Annotated in this window: 15 protein-coding genes and 1 pseudogene; 14 read left to right on the top strand and 2 right to left on the bottom strand. The window is 68.5% G+C overall.

All coding sequences use genetic code 11. From position 1 onward, the window contains the following. On the top strand, positions 1 to 582 hold a 582-nt coding region (locus tag BR47_RS0126000), incomplete at its 5' end, for an HNH endonuclease (protein WP_029121279.1). A 118-nt stretch (positions 583 to 700) separates the two neighbouring features. Here BR47_RS0126000 and BR47_RS0125995 read toward each other — a convergent pair. After that, positions 701 to 1,198, bottom strand: a complete 498-nt coding sequence (locus BR47_RS0125995; protein ID WP_029121278.1) for a DUF1990 domain-containing protein — start codon at positions 1,196 to 1,198, stop codon at positions 701 to 703. 33 nt (positions 1,199 to 1,231) lie between these two features. On the opposite strand from BR47_RS0125995, the gene BR47_RS0125990 reads away from it, so the two are divergent. The 10 genes from BR47_RS0125990 to pdxT all read left to right on the top strand — a co-directional run bounded on the left by BR47_RS0125990 (position 1,232) and on the right by pdxT (position 10,759). Next, positions 1,232 to 1,843, top strand: coding sequence for a PaaI family thioesterase (locus BR47_RS0125990; protein ID WP_020101785.1), 612 nt, complete (start codon positions 1,232 to 1,234; stop codon positions 1,841 to 1,843). Between the two features lie 78 nt (positions 1,844 to 1,921). Beyond that, entirely contained in the window at positions 1,922 to 3,982 is a 2,061-nt protein-coding gene (thrS, locus tag BR47_RS0125985) for a threonine--tRNA ligase (protein WP_029121277.1), read from the top strand. Then, positions 3,979 to 4,581, top strand: coding sequence for an ATP adenylyltransferase (locus tag BR47_RS0125980; RefSeq protein WP_020101783.1), 603 nt, complete (start codon positions 3,979 to 3,981; stop codon positions 4,579 to 4,581). Before thrS ends, BR47_RS0125980 begins: the two co-directional genes overlap by 4 nt. Then, positions 4,578 to 5,237 carry a phosphatidylinositol phosphate synthase gene (gene pgsA / locus BR47_RS0125975; RefSeq protein WP_029121276.1) on the top strand — a complete coding sequence of 220 codons (660 nt, stop codon included), beginning with the start codon at positions 4,578 to 4,580 and terminating at the stop codon, positions 5,235 to 5,237. The genes BR47_RS0125980 and pgsA overlap by 4 nt, the downstream gene beginning before the upstream one ends. Then, entirely contained in the window at positions 5,234 to 6,187 is a 954-nt protein-coding gene (locus tag BR47_RS0125970; RefSeq protein ID WP_081831405.1) for a phosphatidylinositol mannoside acyltransferase, read from the top strand. Before pgsA ends, BR47_RS0125970 begins: the two co-directional genes overlap by 4 nt. Further along, the gene (locus BR47_RS0125965) at positions 6,187 to 7,317 is read left to right on the top strand and encodes a glycosyltransferase family 4 protein (RefSeq protein ID WP_020101780.1); all 1,131 of its coding nucleotides are present in this window, start codon (positions 6,187 to 6,189) and stop codon (positions 7,315 to 7,317) included. Before BR47_RS0125970 ends, BR47_RS0125965 begins: the two co-directional genes overlap by 1 nt. Then, positions 7,317 to 8,351: an NUDIX hydrolase gene (locus BR47_RS0125960; RefSeq protein WP_177127297.1), complete on the top strand. Its 1,035-nt coding sequence runs from the start codon at positions 7,317 to 7,319 to the stop codon at positions 8,349 to 8,351. The genes BR47_RS0125965 and BR47_RS0125960 overlap by 1 nt, the downstream gene beginning before the upstream one ends. A 69-nt stretch (positions 8,352 to 8,420) precedes the next feature. Beyond that, positions 8,421 to 9,326, top strand: coding sequence for a pyridoxal 5'-phosphate synthase lyase subunit PdxS (gene pdxS / locus BR47_RS0125955; protein ID WP_020101778.1), 906 nt, complete (start codon positions 8,421 to 8,423; stop codon positions 9,324 to 9,326). Positions 9,327 to 9,335: 9 nt separating this feature from the next. Continuing rightward, on the top strand, positions 9,336 to 10,181 hold the full coding sequence (gene tesB, locus BR47_RS0125950) for an acyl-CoA thioesterase II (RefSeq protein WP_020101777.1): 846 nt from the start codon (positions 9,336 to 9,338) through the stop codon (positions 10,179 to 10,181). Continuing rightward, on the top strand, positions 10,178 to 10,759 hold the full coding sequence (gene pdxT, locus BR47_RS32835; protein ID WP_090562274.1) for a pyridoxal 5'-phosphate synthase glutaminase subunit PdxT: 582 nt from the start codon (positions 10,178 to 10,180) through the stop codon (positions 10,757 to 10,759). The genes tesB and pdxT overlap by 4 nt, the downstream gene beginning before the upstream one ends. Before the next feature lie 42 nt (positions 10,760 to 10,801). Here the strand turns inward: pdxT and BR47_RS34225 are convergent. Next, positions 10,802 to 11,599 (bottom strand): annotated as a pseudogene (locus BR47_RS34225) (esterase/lipase family protein); the annotation flags it as partial. Between the two features lie 504 nt (positions 11,600 to 12,103). Here BR47_RS34225 and BR47_RS0125940 point away from each other — a divergent pair. From BR47_RS0125940 to BR47_RS0125930, 3 genes are all read left to right on the top strand, one after another. Beyond that, positions 12,104 to 14,026 carry an ArnT family glycosyltransferase gene (locus BR47_RS0125940; protein WP_029121272.1) on the top strand — a complete coding sequence of 641 codons (1,923 nt, stop codon included), beginning with the start codon at positions 12,104 to 12,106 and terminating at the stop codon, positions 14,024 to 14,026. Between the two features lie 83 nt (positions 14,027 to 14,109). Continuing rightward, a complete protein-coding gene (locus BR47_RS0125935) occupies positions 14,110 to 14,865 on the top strand; it encodes a YebC/PmpR family DNA-binding transcriptional regulator (RefSeq protein WP_020101773.1) in 756 nt (251 codons plus the stop codon). Positions 14,866 to 14,891: 26 nt separating this feature from the next. After that, positions 14,892 to 15,311 (top strand): MarR family winged helix-turn-helix transcriptional regulator, encoded by a 420-nt coding sequence (locus BR47_RS0125930; RefSeq protein ID WP_029121271.1) that lies wholly within the window; start codon positions 14,892 to 14,894, stop codon positions 15,309 to 15,311. Positions 15,312 to 15,324: the final 13 nt, after the last annotated feature.

The raw sequence follows: 15,324 nt of genomic DNA, 5'->3' as shown, positions 1-15,324 counted from the left end.
CCCGACGGCAGCCCCGATGTGCGCTCGGCGGGGCGTCGACGCGCCGACGCCCTGGAAGCGGTGTTGGATATCGCGGCCCGCGGCGGGGACATCGCCTCCGCCCCGCGGACGCAGCTGTTGTTGACGGTGCCCGCCGACACCCCGGACCTGGCCACGCTGGAATTCATCGGGTCGATCAGCACCATGACCCTGGACCGGCTCACCTGCGACACCACCGTCACCACCATGATCGTCGACGGCGAACAAGTGCCCCTCGATATGGGCCGGGAGAAGCGGCTGTTCCCGCCGCAGCTACGCAAAGCGCTCTATCACCGCGATCAATGCTGCATCAAATGCGGCGCCCCACCCGGACGCACCCACGCGCATCACATCGTGCACTGGACCCACGGCGGCGAAACCAGCCTGGGAAACGGCTGCCTGCTGTGCCCGGCCTGCCACGCCAACATCCACCACGACGGCTGGGACGTCGTCATGGGCCTGGACAAACACCCCTGGCTCATCCCACCCGCCACCGTCGACCCACACCGAAAACCCATCCCCGCGCACAACCGCCGCACCATGCGACTCGACCACGCCGCCTAACGCGACCCAGAACTTGTTGCGCACCTTGACAACTCAATAGTGACAAGGGCATCGCGGGCCTGCTGTTTCAGCAGCGGCATGAAAGCAGCAGGCCCGCACCCGGAGGACCGCCCGGCGCTCAGACCGCGCGCAAGTAGCGCCGAGCGATCATCCGCTGCGCGACCCGCGAGACCGGCGCCCCGAGTCGGCTCCACCAGAGCGCCGGCCGCGAGAACGCGGTCGCCTCGGCGAAGACCGCGCCGCTGGCCGGGTCGAAGCGCACGCTGAACAGCTCCTCGCCGGACTCCGGGTGACCTGGCAGCGTCCCGTACGCGAACCCGCGCCGGTCGGGTTCGTCGACGACGTACACCACGCGGCACGGCACCTGCACGGGCCCGAGACGGCCGAGCATGTCGGTGCCCGCCGCGGCGGTGACGGTGGTCGCCTCCACCCGCATGCCGACACCTCGTTGCATTTCCCACCGCAGGACCGCGGCGGCCGCCTCCTCGAATCGTGCTCGACCCGAACCGATCTGGGCCTCCGCGTGCACGTGGTGGTAGCCGTCCGGCAGTTCGCCTGCGGTCGCCCCGACGTCGGGGTAGGTGAATGCCAGCCCGGCCAGGTCGCTCAGTCGCATAGGGCCACCTTGCCACCGTGATAAGAGAAACAGGTGGATAAGCATGCCGGTGGAGGATTCAACCCGCCCAAACCGACCACCCAGGGCGGCCCCGACTACGGCAGGTTCGTCGAATCCGTCCGCATGGCCGGCGACCACGCCCGCGGCGCCGACGCACCCGACGATGTCATCACCCAGGCCGCGAACCTCATCGAACAGGCCAACGCCCTGCTGGCGCCGTACCGCGCCGACGAGTGGCACTCACCGTCGGGCCGCCGCCTCGACCTGCCCAACCGCGGCAACGTCCTGAACGTGCCGTCGGACCTCAAGGTCACCGATGACGGCCGGATCGCCGGTCCCGTCCGCTTCCGGCGCTTTCATCTGGGCCGCAACGGCGCCGCGCACGGCGGGTCCATCGGGCTGCTGTTCGACTCGGTGCTGGGGCATGCCGCCTACCGGCTGACCGACAGCCCGTTCCAGCGCACCGCCTACCTGCACATCAACTATCGGCAGATCGTCCCGGTCGAAAAAGACCTGCGCGCCACGGCGACGCTGGAGCGCGTCGAGGGCCGCAAGATCTTCATCACCGGCGCGCTGCTGGACGGCGACACGGTGCTCGCCGACGCCGAGGCCCTCTTCGTCAAGCTCAAGCCGGGTCAGCCTTGAGGCGGCGCTGGCCCGCGAAGCGATGACCGGTGCCGATAGCATGGTCGCGATCGTCACCTAACCAGTAGGAGTGTCTCGATGACCGCCGTCGCCAGCCCCGCACCAGCAGCCCCGATCCGGGTCGCTGCCGGGACTACCGCCGGCGCCGCGGTCCGTGAGGCCGGGCTGCCGCAGCGTGGCGAGGTCGACGCCATCGTCGTGGTCAAGGACTCCGACGGCCGCCTGCGCGACCTGTCGTGGACCCCTGAGGTCGACGTCGAGGTCATCCCGGTCGCCGCGAACACCGAGGACGGCCGCAGCGTCATCCGCCACTCGTGCGCCCACGTGCTGGCCCAGGCCGTGCAGGACCTGTTCCCCGAGGCCAAGCTCGGCATCGGCCCGCCGATCACCGACGGCTTCTACTACGACTTCGACGTCGCCGAGCCGTTCACGCCGGATGATCTGGCCAAGCTCGAGAAGCGCATGCAGAAGATCATCAAGGATGGTCAGCTGTTCGACCGTCGCGTGTACGAGTCCAAGGAACAGGCCCGCGAAGAGCTGGCCAAGGAGCCGTACAAGCTCGAACTGGTCGACGACAAGTCCGGCGACGCCGACATCATGGAGGTCGGCGGCGACGAGCTGACGGCCTACGACAACCTCAATCCCCGCACCCGCGAACGGGTTTGGGGCGACCTGTGCCGTGGCCCGCACATCCCGACCACCAAGCACATCCCGGCGTTCAAGCTCACCCGCAGCAGCGCCGCGTACTGGCGCGGCGACCAGAAGAACGCCAGCCTGCAGCGTGTCTACGGCACCGCCTGGGAGTCGCAGGAGGCCCTCGATAAGCACCTCGAGCTGATCGAGGAGGCGCTGCGCCGCGACCACCGCAAGCTGGGCGTGGAGCTGGACCTGTTCAGCTTCCCCGACGAGCTGGGCTCGGGCCTGCCGGTGTTCCACCCGAAGGGCGGCATCGTGCGCCGCGAGCTGGAGGACTACTCGCGCCGCAAGCACCAGGAAGCCGGCTACGAGTTCGTCAACACCCCGCACATCACCAAAGAGCAGCTGTACATCACCTCGGGGCACCTGGAGTGGTACGCCGACGGCATGTACCCCCCGATGCACATCGATGCGGAGTTCAACGAGGACGGCACGCTGCGCAAGCCGGGGCAGAACTACTACCTCAAGCCCATGAACTGCCCCATGCACCACCTGATCTTTCGGTCGCGGGGGCGGTCGTACCGCGAGCTGCCGCTGCGGCTGTTCGAGTTCGGCAGCGTGTACCGGTACGAGAAGTCGGGCGTCGTCCACGGTCTGACCCGCGTGCGCGGCATGACGCAGGACGATGCGCACATCTACGTCACCCGTGAACAGATGCGCGACGAGCTGACCACGCTGCTGCAGTTCGTGCTGGATCTGCTGAGCGACTACGGCCTCGACGACTACTACCTGGAGCTGTCCACCAAGGACCCCGACAAGTACGTCGGCTCGGACGAGCTGTGGGAAGAGGCCACCGAGACCCTGCGCGAGGTCGCCGAGGCCTCCGGTCTGGACCTGGTGCCCGACCCGGGTGGCGCGGCGTTCTACGGCCCGAAGATCTCCGTCCAGGTCAAGGACGCGCTGGGCCGCAGCTGGCAGATGTCGACCATCCAGCTGGACTTCAACATGCCCGACCGGTTCGAGCTGGAGTACACCTCGGCTGACGGCAGCCGGCAGCGGCCGGTGCTGATCCACCGCGCCCTGTTCGGGTCCATCGAGCGGTTCTTCGGCGTGCTCACCGAGCACTACGCCGGCGCGTTCCCGGCCTGGCTGGCCCCGGTGCAGGTCGTCGGCATCCCCGTCGCCGACGCGCACCTGGACTACCTGTACGACGTTGCGGCGCAACTGAAGTCGCGCGGCATTCGGGTCGAGGTCGACGGCAGCGATGACCGGATGGCCAAGAAGATCGTCAACCACACCAATCAGAAGGTGCCGTTCATGCTGCTGGCGGGGGACAGGGACGCAGCCAGCGAGTCCATTTCCTTCCGGTTCGGTGACCGCACCCAGGTCAACGGCGTCCCGGTGGCCGAGGCCGTCGACCTCATCGCCGGTTGGATCGCGCGCCGCGAAAACGCTTTCCCGACCGCAGATTTGGTGAACGAGGCGCGGGGCGCACAGGCGTGACCGAGGATCGGAGCATCGTGGACCCCGGCGTCGGAGACGCCATCGTGGACCGGGGTGTCGGTGACGTCGACTACCTGCAGCGGCTGTGGACGCCGCACCGGATGAGCTACATCGTCGACGCTCCGATGAAGGGCGGCGAGGGCACGTCCGCGGGCTCGAAGCAGCCCTTCATCGACATTCCCACGATGTCCGACGAGGAAGGCCTCATCGTTGCGCGCGGCGAGCAGGTCTACGCGGTGCTCAACCTGTACCCGTACAACCCGGGACACCTCATGGTCGTGCCCTACCGCAAGGTGTCGGAGCTCGAGGACCTCACCGAGGCCGAGAGCAGCGAGCTGATGGCGTTCACCCAGAAGGCAATTCGCGTGATGAAGGCCATCTCGAACCCGCACGCCTTCAACGTCGGGCTCAACCTGGGCACGTCGGCGGGCGGCTCGCTGGCCGATCACCTGCACATGCACGTGGTGCCGCGCTGGGGCGGCGACGCCAACTTCATCACCGTCATCGGTGGCACCAAGGTGATCCCGCAGCTCCTGCGTGACACCCGCAAGCTGCTGGCCGACGAGTGGGCGGCGCAGGATCAGAAAGCGAAGCCGTGAGCGACTTCTACCTCCTGACCCGCGCGGCCTACACCAAGCTGAGCCGCCCGCTGGCCCGGGGAGCGCTGCGCATCGGGCTGACGCCGGACAGTGTCACCGTCCTCGGCACCACCGCGTCGGTCGTCGGCGCGCTGACGCTGTTCCCGACGGGGCACCTCTGGTACGGCGCCCTGGTGGTCTGGTTCTTCGTGCTCGCCGACATGCTCGACGGCGCCATGGCCCGCGAACGCGGCTACGGCACGCGGCTGGGCGCGGTGCTCGACGCGACCTGCGACCGCATCGGTGACGGCGCGGTGTTCTGCGGCCTGCTGTGGTGGATCGCGTTCGAGATGCACGACAAGCCGCTGGTCATTGCCACGTTGATCTGCCTGGTCACCTCGCAGGTCATCTCGTACATCAAGGCCCGCGCCGAGGCCAGCGGACTGAACGCCGACGGCGGCTTCATCGAACGCCCGGAGCGGCTGATCATCGTCCTGGTCGGCGCCGGTTTCTCGGATCTGCCGATCCATCCGCTGCCGCTGGCGCTGCCCATCGCGATGTGGCTGCTGGCGGTCGCCAGCATCATCACGCTGGGCCAGCGTGTCGCCTCGGTGCGCCGTTCGCCGGGCGCCGACGAGCCGCTGCCGTCGAGTTCGCCGTCGAAGGAGCAGCAATGAGCGTCCCCACCGGCGGTGTGCCGTCCTTCGGGGGTTTCGACGTCCCGATGGGCGAGCAGCTCAAGGACCTCGGCTACGCCGCGGGGTGGGGGCTGATCCGGACCATGCCGGAGTTCGCCGCCCGCAACATGTTCGACGCGGGCGCGCTGTATGCGGCGCGCGGCGGCGGTCCCGAGCAGCTGCGTAAGAACCTGGCCCGGGTGCTGGGGGTCCGGCCGGCCAAGGTGCCCGGCCGCATCATCCGCGCCTCGCTGGCGTCGTACGCCCGGTATTGGCGGGAGGCCTTCCGGCTGCCGTCGATGAACCAGCGCACCCTCGGCGAGCGGCTTCGACACTGCCTGGTCGGCACCGAACACATCGCACGCGGGCTCGAAAACGGCAAGGGCGTCATCCTGGCGGTGCCGCACAGCGGCAACTGGGACATGGCCGGCGTCTCGGTGGTGCACCAGTACGGCAAGTTCACCACCGTCGCCGAGCGGCTCAAGCCCGAGTCGCTGTACAACCGCTTCGTCGAGTACCGCGAATCGCTGGGGTTCGAGATCCTGCCGCTGACCGGAGGAGTCCGCCCGCCGTTCGACGTCCTGACCGAGCGGCTGCAGGAGGGCCGCATCGTCTGCCTCATGGCGGACCGGGACCTGTCGCGAAATGGCGTGCAGGTCAACCTTTTCGGCGAGCCGACTCGTATGCCGGCCGGTGCGGCCAAGCTGGCCGTCACCACCGGTGCGACGCTGCTGACCGTGCACTGCTGGAACAAACCCAACGACTGGCAGTTCGACGTCTCCGCGCCGCTCGACACGTCCAGCGGCGACGTCGCGGCCATCACCCAGGACCTTGCCACCCGCTTCGAGGCGGGCATCGCCGCGCACCCCACCGACTGGCACATGCTGCAGCCGCAGTGGCTGGCCGACTTGTCCGAGGAACGTCGGGCCCGGTTGGCCGGGAACGGCTGATGCGCATCGGCATGGTGTGCCCGTACTCGTTCGACGTACCGGGCGGCGTTCAGGCACACGTGCTGCAACTGGCCGAGGTGATGCGCGGCTACGGCCATGAGGTCAGTGTGCTGGCGCCGTCGTCGGCCGAGACGCACGCCGACCTGCCCGACTACGTCGTCTCCGGCGGCAAGGCCGTGCCCATCCCGTACAACGGGTCCGTGGCGCGGTTGCGATTCGGTCCGGCCACCCGGCGGATGGTCAAGCGCTGGATCGTCGAGGGCGACTTCGACGTGCTGCACCTGCATGAGCCCAACGCGCCGAGCCTGTCGCTCCTGGCGCTGATGGTGGCCAACGGCCCGATCGTCGCGACGTTTCACACGTCGACAACGAAGTCGTTGACGCTCAACGTCTTTCAGGGGATTCTGCGGCCCTGGAACGAGAAGATCATGGGCCGCATCGCGGTGTCCGATCTGGCCCGGCGCTGGCAGATGGAGGCCCTGGGCTCGGACGCTGTCGAGATTCCCAACGGTGTCGACGTATCGGCGTTCGACAATGCGCCACTGCTGCCCGGCTATCCGCGGCCCGGCCGCACGGTGCTGTTCCTCGGCCGGTTCGACGAGCCGCGCAAGGGCATGCACGTCCTCGTCGGGGCGCTGCCCAAACTGGTGGCGGCCTGCCCCGACGTCGAGGTGCTGATCGTCGGCCGCGGCGACGAGGAGGCGCTCAAGGAGACCGTCGGCGAGAATGCCGGGCACCTGCGCTTCCTCGGCCTGGTCGATGACGCCGAGAAGGCCTCGGCCATGCGCAGCGCCGACGTCTACTGCGCCCCGAACACCGGCGGTGAGAGCTTCGGCATCGTGCTGGTCGAGGCGATGGCCGCGGGCACGCCCGTGGTGGCCAGCGACCTGGACGCCTTCCGGCGCGTGCTCAACCAGGGCGAGGCGGGCCGGCTGGTGCCCGTCGACGACGCCGAGGCCCTCGGTGAAGCGCTGGTCGAGATGCTGTCGAACGACGACGCCCGCCGCCGGTACGCCGAGGCGGCCACGCAGGCGGTGCGCCGCTACGACTGGTCGGTGGTCGCGCAGCAGATCATGCTGGTCTACGAGACCGTGGCCGGGTCGGGGACGAAGGTCCGGGTGGAGGCCTGATGAGCTGGCTGCTGATCGTCGCGCTGGTCTGGCTGGCGCTGACGGTGCTGATCACCGTGGTGTGGGCCTACCAGACCGCGCACCGGCTGGACCGGCTGCACGTGCGCTACGACCTGTCGTGGCAGGCCCTGGACGGGGCGCTGGCCCGGCGCGCGGTGGTCGCGCGGGCCGTCGCCGCCGACGCGTACGGGTCCCGGCCGGCGGGCCGCCGCCTGGCCGCACTGGCGGACGATGCCGAACGGGCACCCCGCGCGGCCCGCGAGGCCGCCGAGAACGAACTGTCCGCGGCCCTGGCGCAGGTCGACCCGGCGTCCATCCCGGTGACGCTGGTCGCCGAACTCGCCGATGCCGAGGCCCGGGTACTGCTGGCCCGCCGCTTCCACAACGACGCCGTCCGCGACACCCTCGCGCTGCGCGAGCGCACCCTGGTGCGCTGGTTGCACCTGGGCGGAACCGCGTCCATGCCAACGTATTTCGAGATCGTCGAGCGGGCGTCGCGGCACGAGCCCGGCGCGGTGGGACGACGGACGTCGGCCCGCGTCGTGCTGCTGGACCAGGACGGGCAGGTGCTGCTGTTCTGCGGCAGCGACCCGGCCGCCGACCCGCTGATGGCGCCGCGGTGGTGGTTCACCGTCGGGGGAGCGGTCGAACCGGACGAGTCGCTGCCCGACGCGGCCGCCCGGGAGATGGCCGAGGAGACCGGGCTGAAGGTCGACCCGGCCGAGCTGATCGGCCCGGTGTGGCGTCGTGAGGCGGTGTTCGAGTTCAACGGGTCTGTGATCCGCAGCGAGGAGTTCTTCTTCGTGTACCGCACCTCACGGTTCGAGCCGGTGACCACCGGCCACACCACCGTGGAGCGGCAGTCGATTCACGCGCACCGTTGGTGCGACGCCGCGGTCATCGCCCGGCTGGCCGCCGATGGTGAGACTGTCTATCCATTGCAGCTCGGTGAATACCTTTCCCTCGCAGGCGAATTGGCCGATGGGAAGGTTCCGGCGGCCACGGCCGGCAGGGCGCCGCAGACCATCCGCTGACCTGCGCGGATAACCGATTTGGTACGGCCACTAGACTTGGCGGGTACCAAATTCTTGAGGGAGATTGCAGTGGATACCGCAGCGGATAACAGCGGTCAGACGGGCACCGCCCGGGTCAAGCGCGGCATGGCCGAGATGCTGAAGGGCGGCGTCATCATGGACGTCGTAACACCCGAGCAGGCGCGCATCGCCGAAGGCTCAGGCGCCGTCGCCGTCATGGCGCTCGAGCGCGTTCCCGCCGATATCCGCGCGCAGGGCGGCGTCTCGCGGATGAGCGACCCGGACATGATCGAGGGCATCATCGACGCCGTCACCATCCCGGTGATGGCCAAGGCCCGCATCGGCCACTTCGTCGAGGCGCAGATTCTGCAGAGCCTCGGTGTGGACTACATCGACGAGTCCGAGGTGCTGACCCCGGCCGACTACACCCACCACATCGACAAGTGGAAGTTCACCGTGCCGTTCGTCTGCGGCGCCACGAACCTGGGCGAGGCCCTGCGTCGCATCAACGAGGGCGCGGCGATGATCCGCTCCAAGGGTGAGGCCGGCACCGGTGACGTCTCCAACGCCACCACCCACATGCGCAAGATCGGCGGCGAGATCCGTCGGCTGACGTCGCTGTCGGAGGACGAACTGTACGTCGCCGCAAAGGAATTGCAGGCGCCGTACGAGCTGGTGGTCGAGGTCGCGCGGGCCGGCAAGCTGCCCGTGACGCTGTTCACCGCCGGTGGCATCGCCACCCCGGCCGACGCCGCGATGATGATGCAGCTGGGCGCCGAGGGTGTGTTCGTCGGTTCGGGCATCTTCAAGTCCGGCGACCCGGCGGCCCGCGCCGCGGCCATTGTCAAGGCCACGACGTTCTACGACGACCCCGACACGCTGGCCAAGGTGTCGCGCGGTCTGGGCGAGGCCATGGTCGGCATCAACGTGGAGGATGTGCCGGAGCCTCATCGGCTCGCCGAGCGGGGCTGGTAAAACCAACAGGTGGCAATCGAGCAGATACTCGATCTCGAGCAACTCGAGGTCAACATCTACCGCGGCAGTGTCTTCAGCCCGGAATCGGGTTTCCTGCAGCGTACTTTCGGTGGCCACGTAGCCGGTCAGTCGTTGGTGTCCGCGGTGCGCACCGTGGAACCGAAGTACCAGGTGCACTCGCTGCACGGGTACTTCCTGCGTCCCGGTGACGCCCGCGCACCGACGGTGTACATGGTGGAGCGCATTCGCGACGGTGGGTCGTTCTGCACCCGCCGCGTGAGTGCCATCCAGCATGGCGAGACCATCTTCTCGATGTCGGCGTCGTTCCAGACCGACCAGACCGGTATCGAGCACCAGGACGCCATGCCGGTGCCGCCGCCGCCCGACCTGTCGAAGGGGTTCCGGTCTGCCGGGGCGTTCGACGACGCCGGGTTCGCCCAGTTCGCCGAGTGGGACGTGCGCATCGTGCCGCGCGACCAGGTGGCCCGGGTGCCCGGCAAGGCGTCGCAGCAGCAGGTCTGGTTCCGGCACCGCGACCCGCTGCCCGACGACCACGTCCTGCACATCTGCGCCCTGGCCTACATGAGCGACCTGACGCTGCTGGGTTCGGCGCAGGTGAATCACCTTGAGGTACGCAAACATATGAACATCGCCTCGCTGGACCACGCCATGTGGTTCATGCGGCCCTTCCGGGCTGACGAATGGCTGCTGTACGACCAGTCGTCACCGTCGGCGACCGGCGGCCGGGCCCTGACGCAGGGCAAGATTTTCAACCAGTACGGCGAGATGGTGGCCGCCGTGATGCAGGAGGGACTGACCCGCTACAACCGCGGCTTCGTCCCGCCGGCGGAGTGAGCCCGCACGTCGGTGTCCTGGCCCTGCAGGGGGACACCCGAGAGCATCTGGCCGCCCTGCGCGAGGCGGGCGCCGAGGTGTCCACGGTCCGGCGCCTTACGGAGCTGAATACCGTTGATGCCCTGGTGATTCCGGGCGGGGAGTCCACCGCGATGAGTCACCTGCTGCGCGAGCTGGAACTGCTGGAGCCGCTGCGCGAGCGGCTGGCCGCGGGGATGCCGTGCTACGGATCGTGCGCCGGCATGATCCTGCTGGCCACCGAGATCAACGACGCGGGCGTGCCGGGCCGCGAGGCCCTGCCGCTACGCGGGATCGATATGACGGTGCGGCGCAACGCCTTCGGTCGTCAGGTCGACTCGTTCGAAGACGACCTCGACTTCGTCGGCCTCGACGACCCCGTCCACGCGGTGTTCATCCGGGCGCCCTGGGTCGAGCGCGTCGGACCCGACGTCGAGGTCCTGGCCCGCGCGGCCGGACATCCCGTCGCCGTCCGTCAGGGCCGCATGCTCGCGACCTCGTTCCATCCCGAGGTCACCGGCGACCGGCGCATCCACAAGCTCTTCGTCGACTCGCTCTGATCGCGCCAGCCACACGCGCAGGCGCTCGTAGATCCGTTCGTCGTTGAGCAGCGTGAAGTGGTGCGCCTCGGGCAGGTGCAGGCGATTCTCGCGGTCAAACCCCATGTCGCGCTTGCGGCTTCGGCCTTGCGCGCTGCGCACCTGCACGAGTCCGTCGCCCAGTACCCAGCCGATCGGGTTGGCCGGCGTGCGGGCCAGGGTCGCGGTGACGCAGTAGTACGACACCCCGTCGAGCAGCGGCACGTCGATCGGCGGTTCCGCGCGCAAGGCGTCAGGTTCGCGATCGCGCCAGTCGCGTTCGTCGAGTGAACCGAAGCGCAGATCGCGAATCCCGGTGCTGCGCCGGCGCAGCAGGCTGCCGAACGGGCGCGTCTCGGGCAGTGCGCTGAGCGCCGCCGACCCGTAGTGCACGACCTTCTCCAGCGGTGCGCCGGTGTGCGGCGTGCCCAGAGTCACGACGGTGCGCACCCGATTCACCCACGACGCGCCGGGCATCGCGCAGGCCGACCGGATGACCAAGCCGCCCATCGAATGGCCGACCAGCGAGATCGACGTCACCGGCTCCGGCCAGGCGGCCACCAGCTGGTCCAGCAGTTCGGAGAGCAGCACGCCGTTGTCGGAGATGTGCAGGCCGGTGTTGTAGCGAATCTCGACTCCGGTGATGCCGATGTCGGCCCCGAGGCGCTGGCCGTAGGTCGGCCTCTTGCCGAGCGCCCAGAAGGCCTCGGTCTCGACCAGGCCGTGGACGAACACCACGATGTCGCCCGTGGCAGCGGGGTAGGCGGCGCGCAGGCTGTCGGTGTCGAGGTCGACCGGCCGGCCGCCGACGCGCACCGACATCGTCGTCGCCAGCACGGAACCCTGCTCGTGGAGCTTGTCGCCGATCAACCCCTGCAGCACCGCGAGGACGCGCGCGCCGCCGGCCTGATCGGACAGCTTGCCGGCGGCCTGGTCGTGCACCGCCTTGCCGGCGATGGGCGCCGCCGTCGTGGCCACGTGACTGATGGTGGAGTAGACGCCGTCGGTGATGGCGTCGTAGACGACCTTCACGGGCTTGGCGGCCGGGCCGACACCGAGGCCCACCAGCCGGAACACCCGCTCGGAGATGGCGCGCTGCACCTTGTGGATGCCGTCGACGGCGGTGCCCAGCTCGTTGAGGCCGAGCTCGGTGAGGGCCGCGGCTTCGCTGGTGAGGGGGTCGTGCATAGGCTGAGTGTACGACTGTTCACTGGATTGCCTCCTGTGAATCCGCTGACTGTGAGCAGTTTCATCGCATGTCGGTGTCATAGCGACGGCTCGTCCGCTTCACAGCTCGGCCATAGCTGGGACTGCCTTAATGGTCGGGTGACTACGACATCCGCCGCCGTCCTGGACGCCCCGACGGCCGAGCCGGAGATCACGGCACCCACCAAGACCCGCGAGCGCGCGGCGCTGGCCCTGCTGCTGATCGTGACGGCCGTCGGCTACCTGTGGAACATCACCATCAACGGCATGGGCAACCAGTTCTACGCCGCCGCCGTGTGGGCCGGGTCCAGGAACTGGGAGGCGCTGCTGTTCGGGTCCATCGACCCGAACAACGTCATCACCGTCGACAAGCCGCCGCTGTCGCAGTGGGTGATGGCGCTGTCGGGTCAGATTTTCGGTTTCAGCAGCGCGAGCATGTTGATCCCCGAGGCGTTGATGGCCGTCGGCTCGGTGTGGCTGCTCTACGCCGCGGTGCGACGGATCAGTGGTCCACAAGCCGGCCTGCTGGCCGGTGCGGTCCTGGCGCTGACTCCGGTGTCCGCCATGATGTTCCGCTTCAACAACCCCGACGCGGCCATGGTGCTGCTGATGACGCTGGCGGCGTACTTCACCGTCCGCGCGTTGCAGGACAAGGGCGCCAAGTGGATGGCCCTGGCCGGTGTCGCATTGGGTTTCGCGTTCCTGGCCAAGATGCTCGAGGGCCTGATGGTCATGCCGGCTCTCGGTCTGACGTACCTCATCGCGGCGCCCACCGCCCTACGCAGCCGGCTGTGGCACCTGCTGGGTGCACTCGGCGCCATGCTGGTCTCCGCCGGCTGGTTCGTGGTGCTGACGATCCTGTGGCCGACGTCGTCCCGGCCCTACATGGCCGGCTCGACCGACAACAGCTTCATGAATCTGGTGTTGGGCTACAACGGCTTTGGGCGGGTGCTCGGCAAGAACCACATGGGTAAGAGCGACCCCGACAAACCGTCGACGGTGCACACACTCACCGGGGAACACGCCGGACACGCAGCCGGCGAGACGATCAAGACCGCCGGGCACCATGGCTTCGGCATGGGTGATCAGACGCAGGGCCTGCCCAGGCTGTTCACCGGTGAATTCGGCTTCGAGATCGGCTGGCTGGTGCCGGCCGCGCTGCTGGCCACCGTGCTCGTGCTGATCTCGCGCGGGCGCGCGCCCCGCACCGACCGGGTCCGCGCCGGCGCCCTCCTGTTCGGCGGCTGGCTCGTGAGTGTCGGCCTGGTGCTGAGCTTCATGAAGACCAACGTGCATCCGTACTACTGCCTGGCGCTGGCGCCGGCGATGGCCGCGATGTTCGCCATCTTCGTCATCGAGTTCTGGCGCTGCCGGGACTCCCTGTTCCACCGGATCGGCTTGGCCGCAGTGCTTTTGGCCAGCGGGGTGTGGGGGTTCGTGATCCTCGGCCGCAACGCCGACTGGCTGCCCGCGCTGCGCTGGGTGATCCTGGCTGCCGCTGTGATCGGCGCCGCGGCACTCATCTGGTCCGGCCGCGTCAACCGCAAGCACCTGGCGACGCTGGCCCTGGGCCTGGCGATGTTCGGCGCGGTCGGCGGATCGGTGGCCTACTCGCTCGCGACCTTCGGCCAGCCGCACCTCGGCGGCGGGCCGTCCGTCGGCCCCGCGGACAAGGACGACAAACACGGCGGCTTCGGCCAGCGCGACGAGAATCCCCAACTGAATGCGCTGCTCAAGGCCACGACCACCAAGTGGTCCGCGGCGATCGACCGGTCGTCGCCGGCCGCCGGTCTGGAGCTCGACACCCGGACCCCGGTCATCGCGATCGGTGGCTTCGGTGGCAGCGACCCCGCGCCGACGCTGCAGCAGTTCCAGTCCTACGTCGGTGCCCACGAGGTGGCGTACTACATCGTCTCCGACAACAAGGGCCACTGGGGCGCCGACGCGCACAGCGATATCGCCGACTGGGTGGGCGCCAACTTCGCGCCGATGAAGGTCGGGTCCGACACCGTCTACAACCTGCTGCAGCCGGTCAAGAAGTAGTGATTGACCAGGCCTGTCGGGGACTCTGATTCGTCCACGTAAACTGGTCAGCTGACGTTTGATCAGAAAGAGGGCGTACACGCATGAGCGGCCATTCCAAGTGGGCGACAACCAAGCACAAGAAGGCCGTCATCGACGCCAAGCGCGGCAAGATGTTCGCCAAGCTGATCAAGAACATCGAGGTCGCGGCCCGTGTCGGCGGCGGCGACCCGGGCGGTAACCCGACCCTCTACGACGCCATCCAGAAGGCCAAGAAGAGCTCGGTCCCCAACGACAACATCGAGCGGGCCCGCAAGCGCGGCGGCGGTGAAGAAGCCGGCGGCGCCGACTGGCAGACCATCATGTACGAGGGCTACGGCCCCAACGGTGTCGCGGTGCTCATCGAGTGTCTGACCGACAACCGCAACCGCGCCGCCGGCGAGGTCCGCGTCGCGATGACCCGCAACGGCGGCAACATGGCCGACCCGGGTTCGGTCGCCTACCTGTTCTCGCGCAAGGGCATCATCACCCTGGAGAAGAACGGCCAGACCGAGGACGACGTGCTGATGGCCGTCCTGGATGCCGGTGCCGAAGAGGTCAACGACCTCGGTGACTCGTTCGAGGTCATCTGCGAGCCGACCGACCTGGTCGCGGTGCGCACCGCCCTGCAGGACGCCGGTATCGACTACGACTCGGCCGAGTCCGGCTTCCAGTCGTCGGTGTCCGTCGAGGTCGACCTTGAGGGCGCCCGCAAGGTGTTCAAGCTCGTCGACGCCCTCGAGGACAGCGACGACGTGCAGAACGTCTACACCAACGTCGAGATCCCGGACGACGTCGCCGCGCAGCTCGACGAGGAATAGCCGCTTCCGGCGGTAGCGTGCCGAGCATGCCCGAGCCGCCTCCGTTCAGCCCGATTGTCACGCTGCTGACCGTCAGTCGGGTGTGGGACGCAGCCTTCGCCGACGCTCTGAAGCCTCTCGGGCTGACGACGCGCAAGTACGGGCTGCTCGGACACATCCGGGGGAGCGCCGGAATTTCGTTCAGTGAACTCGCCCGGCGTTCGCGTATCACCGTGCAGAGTGCGCACGCGGCGGTTGCCTCGTTCGTCGATGCGGGACTCGTCGACGACAGCACGGCGCATGCCGGTGCTGCTTCCACGTTGCGGGTCACGGCCGCGGGGGAGTCGTTACTGAACCGCGCGGCTGACGTCGTGGCCCGTCTGGACGCCGAATTCGCGGCGCAAAATCCCGAACTGACCGAGGCATTACGTGAGTACATGAGACGGGTCACGTCCGTTTCGCCATAACCTTCAGTTAGAC

The organism is Mycobacterium sp. UNC410CL29Cvi84 (assembly GCF_000686745.1).
Taxonomy (GTDB): domain Bacteria; phylum Actinomycetota; class Actinomycetes; order Mycobacteriales; family Mycobacteriaceae; genus Mycobacterium; species Mycobacterium mucogenicum_B.
The sequence above is the reverse complement of the archived record's forward strand: the minus strand, read 5'-3'. Positions and strand labels throughout refer to the sequence as shown.